This is a genomic window from uncultured Caballeronia sp., assembly GCF_964243625.1.
In the GTDB taxonomy this organism is placed as follows: Bacteria; Pseudomonadota; Gammaproteobacteria; order Burkholderiales; family Burkholderiaceae; genus Caballeronia.
In genome coordinates this window covers 1-6,767 of sequence record NZ_CAXTGZ010000326.1, presented here as the reverse complement: position 1 = coordinate 6,767, position 6,767 = coordinate 1, and the positions used below count along the sequence as shown (strand labels likewise).

General features: G+C 61.9%; 7 protein-coding genes. 3 read left to right on the top strand and 4 right to left on the bottom strand.

Annotation, left to right across the window (positions count from 1 at the left end; translation table 11 throughout):
• Positions 1-416 (bottom strand): aminotransferase class III-fold pyridoxal phosphate-dependent enzyme (locus tag ACFFAR_RS20470; RefSeq protein WP_375508361.1); only part of this gene is annotated, 416 nt, incomplete at its 3' end.
• A 107-nt stretch (positions 417-523) separates the two neighbouring features.
• Between ACFFAR_RS20470 and ACFFAR_RS20465 the strand changes: the two genes are divergently transcribed.
• Entirely contained in the window at positions 524-1,408 is an 885-nt protein-coding gene (locus ACFFAR_RS20465; RefSeq protein WP_375508360.1) for a LysR substrate-binding domain-containing protein, read from the top strand.
• A gap of 18 nt (positions 1,409-1,426) precedes the next feature.
• Here ACFFAR_RS20465 and ACFFAR_RS20460 read toward each other — a convergent pair whose 3' ends face one another.
• Positions 1,427-2,206 (bottom strand): SDR family NAD(P)-dependent oxidoreductase, encoded by a 780-nt coding sequence (locus tag ACFFAR_RS20460; RefSeq protein ID WP_086381611.1) that lies wholly within the window; start codon positions 2,204-2,206, stop codon positions 1,427-1,429.
• 167 nt (positions 2,207-2,373) lie between these two features.
• Between ACFFAR_RS20460 and ACFFAR_RS20455 the strand changes: the two genes are divergently transcribed.
• Positions 2,374-3,288 (top strand): AraC family transcriptional regulator N-terminal domain-containing protein, encoded by a 915-nt coding sequence (locus tag ACFFAR_RS20455; protein ID WP_174364573.1) that lies wholly within the window; start codon positions 2,374-2,376, stop codon positions 3,286-3,288.
• Positions 3,289-3,396: 108 nt separating this feature from the next.
• Complete coding sequence (locus tag ACFFAR_RS20450) at positions 3,397-5,070, top strand: fibronectin type III domain-containing protein (RefSeq protein ID WP_174364574.1); 1,674 nt, start codon at positions 3,397-3,399, stop codon at positions 5,068-5,070.
• A 29-nt stretch (positions 5,071-5,099) separates the two neighbouring features.
• Here the strand turns inward: ACFFAR_RS20450 and ACFFAR_RS20445 are convergent, their stop codons facing one another.
• Both ACFFAR_RS20445 and ACFFAR_RS20440 read right to left on the bottom strand, forming a co-directional pair.
• Complete coding sequence (locus ACFFAR_RS20445; protein ID WP_174364575.1) at positions 5,100-6,260, bottom strand: GDSL-type esterase/lipase family protein; 1,161 nt, start codon at positions 6,258-6,260, stop codon at positions 5,100-5,102.
• A gap of 87 nt (positions 6,261-6,347) precedes the next feature.
• The coding region (locus ACFFAR_RS20440) for a MetQ/NlpA family ABC transporter substrate-binding protein (RefSeq protein WP_375508359.1) at positions 6,348-6,767 on the bottom strand (420 nt) is incomplete at its 5' end.

Here is a 6,767-nt window from a genome sequence, read left to right as displayed (position 1 = left end):
TGCCAGGACTGCGCAAACCCTACGATTTCGTACTTGCCCGTGACCAGCTTCGCCATGCGGATGGCGGCTTCGTTCGATTCCGCGCCCGTGCTCAGCAACAGTGCGCGGTCGAGTCCTTCGGGCGTGATGTCGGCGAGGCGGGTCGCGAGATCGACCACTGGCCGGGACAGCATGCCGCTGAAGAGGTGGTCGAGCTTGCCGGCGTATTCGTTGATGACCGCCACGATCTCAGGATGGCTGTGCCCGAGCACCGCGCTCATTTGCCCCGATGTGAAGTCCAGGATCGCGCGGCCGTCTGCGTCGTAGACGAAGCTGCCTTTGGCACGCTCGATGATCAACGGCTCGAAGGTGCCGCCGTAGCGGATGAGGTGATGTCTGGCGTTATGCCAGAAGGTTGCATCGTCGTTTCTGGACACGTTGCTGCTCCTTGGCGAATGGCAGGAATAAAACCTAGACAAGCGGAATAGGCGGAATAGCTTGCAGTCTAGTTCGCTCTCTGGTTTCATAGAATCGAATAGTTCTAATGGAAGATAGAAGCGAGTCTTATACCTTGAGCCTTTCACTCGAAATCGACCTGCTGCGTTCGTTCACCGTCGTGGCCGAAGTCCGGACGCTCAGCCACGCGGCCAGCCGGATTGGCCGGACCCAGTCCGCGCTGAGCCAGCAGATGAAGCGTCTTGAAGAGATCGTCGATCAGCCGCTGTTTCAGCGCACAGGTCGCGGCGTGGTGTTGACCAACCCGGGCGAACGCCTGCTGATCCACGCCCAACGCATTTTGCGCATGCACGACGAAGCAATGGCCGATCTGTCCGGCAAAGGCTTGTCGGGAACGATTCGCTTTGGATGTCCGGACGACTACGCCACGGTTTTCCTGCCGCATTTGCTGCGGCAGTTTTCGAGCCGGCACCCGGATGCGCTGGTGGAGGTCGTATGCGCGCCCACGCCGCGATTGCTCGAACAACTGGACATGCACGCGCTGGACCTGGCGATGATTTCGCTACCGGAGAATGCCCCGAACGACGACATCATCCGCCGTGAGCCGCTGGTCTGGGTGGGTTATCCGGGACTGGACGCCGCGCACTTCGACCCGTTGCCGCTGGCGCTTTCCGATCCGGACACGCTCGATCACGTCGCAGCCTGCGAAGCGTTGCAGCGCGCGGGCAGGGCGTATCGCATCGCTTATGCGAGCAGCAGTCTTGCCGGTCTCACGGCCCTGGTCCGCTCGGGGCAGGCCGTGGCCGTCATCACGCAGACGGCCGTCGCGCCGGATCTCTGCATTCTCAATGGCGATCCCGGACTTCCCGCGTTGCCCGGCATCGGCATTACGCTGAAGTTCGAGCGGGCACGCCCGTCGCATCTGATCAAGGTGTTCGCCGAGCATATCCGGCTCACGCTGCCCTTGATATGAAACACCGGGCGCAGCGGCTCAGATGATCATGCCGCCCGATACCTCGATGCGCTGCGCGTTGACCCAGCGGTTATCTTCGGAGAGAAGCGCCGCGATCATCGGGCCGATATCGTCGGGATGACCCACGCGGCCAAGCGATGTCATGCCGGCAATCAGCTTGTTCAGGTCCGGATTGTCGCGGACCATGCCGCCGCTGAAATCCGTCGCGATCGCGCCAGGCGCCACCGTGTTGACGGTAATGCGGCGCTCGCCGAGTTCTTTCGCGAGATAACGCGTGAGCACCTCGACCGCGCCCTTCATGCACGCATACGCACTGCTTCCGGGAAACGAAAACCGCGCGAGACCCGAAGAGATATTCACGATGCGGCCGCCATCGTTGATGAGCGGCAGCAGCTTTTGCGTGAGGAAAAACACGCCCTTGAAATGGACCGCGTAGACGGCGTCCAGTTCGGCTTCGGTGGTCTCGTGAAACGCTTTGTGCAACGACGTGCCCGCGTTGTTGACAAGAAAATCGAAACGCTCTGCGCCCAGCTTTGAGAGCGCGTCACGAACGTTTTGCGTGAAGGTATCGAAGGAGGCGGTGTTGGCGGTATCGAGTTGAATGGCGATCGCGTTGCGTCCTGCGTTGCGTCCTGCTTCGCGCACTGCTGCGACGACCTGATCGGCTTCGGCGCGATTCGAGTGATATGTGAAGATCGAATCGATACCGCGCTTTGCCAGGTTCAGTACCGTGTTGCGGCCGAGGCCGCGGCTGCCGCCCGTGACGATTGCGATCTTCGGGGTGTTTTGATCAGGCATTGATGGACTCCGTTGTGTTTCACTGGGTTCGTGTCCGACCAACGATACGCGCGCCAGGCGAAGATCAGAATGCCCGAACTTGGACACTTCTTGCCTGATCCTGTCACGCGTTTTTTTTCTCGAAACGCCTATATGATCGGGGTTCCAGCGCCTAAAGAATTCCGCCCATGTCCAACGATGCCCTGCTCGAAGCCGTCACCCGTTACACCGACGCCCAGCCTGGTGACGGCCCCTACCTGACGCCCGTCAAGGGCGTGATGATCCTGCGTTCGAATCGCGAAAAGCAGCCGTCGCACCTCATTTTCAAGCCGGCGTTGTGCATCGTCGTGCAGGGCGCGAAATGGACGATCTTCGGCAATCAGCGGTTCCACTATCGTGCCGGTCAGGCGCTGGTCGTCAGCGTCGAGATGCCGGCGGTCGGGCGCGTGGTCGAAGCGAGCAGAACGGAGCCGTTTCTTGGCATCGTGGTCGAATTCGACCTGGCCGTGATGCGCGATGTGTTCGAAGGGCTGGCCACGACCGAAGGCGCGAACCATCCGGAGGCCGGTGCGAACGGCGAATCGGCGCACGGCGTCTTTGTCACCGACTTCGACGGGCCGCTCGCTGATTGCGCATTGCGTCTGATGCGCCTGATCGGCACGCCGCAAGCCATCCCGATGCTTTATCCATCGATCATGCGGGAAATCTGTTATTGGCTGCTCACGGGCCCGCGTGCCGCCGACGTCGCGGCGATCGTGCTCGGCAATAGTCACGCGCACCGGGTGGTGAGCGTGATCCACTCGTTGCGTAACCGTTTTGCTGAAGCGGTGCGCATCGAGGAACTCGCGTTGCAGGCGCAGATGAGTCCGTCGGCGTTTCATCGGCAATTCAAGACGCTGACATCGATGACACCGCTGCAGTACCAGAAGCAGTTGCGCCTGCTCGAAGCGCGGCGGCTGATGCTGACGGACGCGGCCAATGCAGAGACGGCTGCGTTCCAGGTCGGCTACGAAAGCGCATCGCAATTCAGCCGCGAATATGCGCGCATGTTTGGCGCACCGCCGCGGCGTGACGTGGTCACGCTGAGGGCGGCGGCGGGTTGATCGGCTTCGCCATTCCGGAAAGTATGGCGAATGTCATAACGGGGTAATACCGCTCGCAATAATGGATTCAGTTGTCGGCCCATAAAATCCCCGGAGCGAGACCCTGACATGCCGAACAAGACTAGAACCGATCCCGTTGCCACCGTATCGAGACGCAACTTCCTCAAGCTTGCCGGCGCGTCGTCGCTGGCGAGCGCCGCGACCACCATGACCGGCGCAGCGCGTGCCGCCGATACCGCGCGCGATGGCACACCCGAGCAGATTCATTTGACCTGGGGCGACGATCCATCGAAGGAAGTGGTCGTGAGCTGGGCATCGCTCGCGCCGGCCGCCAATCCGCGCGTTCGCGTGAGCACGGCGGGCAATGGTCACGCGAGGGTCGTGCACGGCGTGCAGCGCACTTATACCGACGGCTTGAACGGCGAGATTGTCTGCACCTACCACGCGGTAATTCACGGCCTGGAGCCGCATACGGAATACCAGTACGAAGTCACCGCCGATAACGACAGCAACACCGGGCAGCCGTTCAGCGCCTCGTTCCGGACCGCGCCGCGCGGCCGTGCGCCGTTTCGCTTCACGAGCTACGGCGACCTCGCGACGCCCAACACCGGCTGGGTGCTGTCATCGCCGCAAAGCCGTTTTGCCGTGCAAGCCGTCGAGCGCTTCCAGCCGTTGTTTCATCTGCTCAACGGCGATCTTTGCTACGCCAACCTCAACCCGGCGCATCAACCGGAAGTGTGGCGAGATTTCGGCAACAACGCGCAGACGTCGGCGGCCAATCGGCCGTGGATGCCATGTCCGGGCAACCATGAGGTCGAGTTCCACAACGGCGAGCAGGGCTTCGATTCGTATCTCACACGTTACACACTGCCCGACAACGGCACGCGTTTTCGCGGCCGCTGGTACAGCTTTCGTGTGAGTTCGCTCCTGTTTGTATCGCTGGATGCAGACGATGTCGTCTATCAGGACGCCGCGGCTTTCGTGGCCGGGCCCAATCCGCTGGTGCCGGCCGCGAGCACCGGCAATCCGCCAGTCGAACCCGGCACCTCGTTCTACATACGCGGCTACAGCAAGGGTGAGCAGACGCGCTGGCTCGAAAAGACCTTGCGCCATGCGGCCGATGACGACGACATCGACTGGATCATCGTGCAGATGCATCAGGATGCGCTGAGTTCATCGAAGACGGGCAACGGGTCGGACAAAGGCATTCGGGAAGCATGGCTGCCGCTCTTCGATCAATACGGCGTCGACCTCGTGCTGTGCGGCCACGATCATGACTACGAGCGCAGCCATCCGGTGCGCGGCTGCAATCACCATGCAGGATTCGATGCGGTCACCGGCGAGCGCGTCGATACGCTGCAGCCGAAACCCGTCGCGACGGCTCGCCGCGCGAACGAACCTATCGATACATCGCACGGTACTGTTCACCTGATTCTCGGTGGCGGCGGCACGAGCGCGCCGCTCGATGTCTACGGGCTCGATGCCGGCACGGGGAACCCGCAGGCGCAAATCTTCACCAAGCCGAATCGCCCCATACCCGGCACGTCGGCCAATACGTTCTTGCGCCGCCCGGCCGATGCACTGGAAGACGCAATCTGGTCGGCTCAGCGCGATACGGGAACGGGCTACGGCATCGCGGTATTCGATCACGATCCCGGCACACGGCATGGCAATACGACGATCACGATGAACTACTATCACGCGCCCGGCGCCGACCAGACGCCGACCGCGGACTACGAGCTCTTCGAGACCATCGTGTTGTCGAAGAAACGGCGTAGTTAAACCGCAAGCGCGGAGGCGTGTGGCGTCGATTACTCGATGCCAAACAAACCATCACGCCCGAACGCGAGCTTCGCAAAACGTTCGCCCATGCGCCGATGCGTGCGGCCATCCGGATGCAGTTGATCCGGCAGCGGCAGCTCGGCGAAATCGGCTTGACCGTAGAGCGCGAGTCCGTCGAGATAATGAAGATGGGGGTCATCGGCGGCGCGCTGCTCTGCGATGCGCCGCAGTTCATCGCGGATGACGGTCAGCGTCAGTTTCCCGGACGTGCGCTCGGCAGGGTCGCCCGTCGCGCGAAACGAAACCTTGCCACCTGCAAGCGCGGTGAGATCGAACGCGCCCGGGCCGGGCGTGTCCTCGTGTATCGGGCAGTGGATCGGCGAGATGATCAGCAGCGGCGTGGCCGGATGACCATCGCGGATCGTATCGATAAAGCCGTGCACCGCCGGCGTGAACGCGCGCAGGCGCATCATGTCGGTGTTGACCAGGTTGATGCCAATTTTCAGGCTGATCAGATCGGCGGGTGTGTCGCGCATCGCTCGCGCGGTGAACGGGTCGAGTAATGCGCTGCCGCTGAAGCCGAGATTGATCAGCTCCACGCCGCCGAGGGAGGCGGCGAGCGCAGGCCATGTCGAGGTGGGGCTGTCGCCGTTCGAACCATGGCTGATCGAGCTTCCATGATGCAGCCAGACCTTTCGTCCGGTATCGGCGGCATGGTCGATTTTCGCGTCGGTACGCAGCGCGATCAGCTCGGTGATTTCGTTGTACGGCAGCCAGATTGCGATTGTCTTGTCGTGAGCAGGGAGGTCGTTGAACCGGAGAGTGGCGACCGGACCCGAATGCTTCGATGCCGTGCCAGTCGCCATGTCGATCGTCACGATGTCGCCACCGGATGCGCTGCTTTGGCGCAGGAGCTTGCCATCGACAAGCAGGTCGTACACGCCCGCCGGCCGTGGCGGGGCGCCGGCGTACAAATAACGCGTAGGCAGGACATCGAGTTCGATATTCGTCGCGTGCGTACGGAATATCAGCCGTACGCCCGAGGGCTGCGCCTCGGCCATCGCCAGTTGAGGATCGGCGCATTGAACACGCGCACGCTGAGGCAGGCGATGCGGCATCACGCCCCGTCCGGTGTGTTCGTATTCGAGAGCGCCGCGTAACAGCGCCGGGGTGATGGGCGTGGTGACCATGTCGTTCAAATGGCAAAAAGAGCCGCCATCTTAGCAACATGGGGTGTAACGCGCGGCTTCTCTTCAGGCTGGCAACTTGCGGCAAATCTATTGCTTGCGGGCGAAATACTCGGGCAAGCGGAAGCCATCGTAGAAATGGTTGTTCAGGATCGCTTGCTGAAATGATGGCGACTGGTACGCACTGACAATCGCCTGCGTCACCGGAGCGGTCTTGTTCGCGGCCTTGACCACGACCTGATTGATGTACGGCGGCGTCATCTGTTCTAGCGCAAGGGCATCGGTCAGCTTGTAGCCGCTGAAGATCGCGAAATTCCCCTGGATCGCGGCAAAATCCACATCGTCCAGAGCGCGTGGCGCCTGCGCCGATTCCAGCGGCACGATCTTGATTCCCGCCGGATTGGCGATCACGTCGCGCTCGGTGACATCCACCGGATTGGCGTTCGGCTTGATCTTGATCCAGCCGATCTGCTGGAGGATCTTCAGCGCGCGTTCCAGATTGAGCCGGGT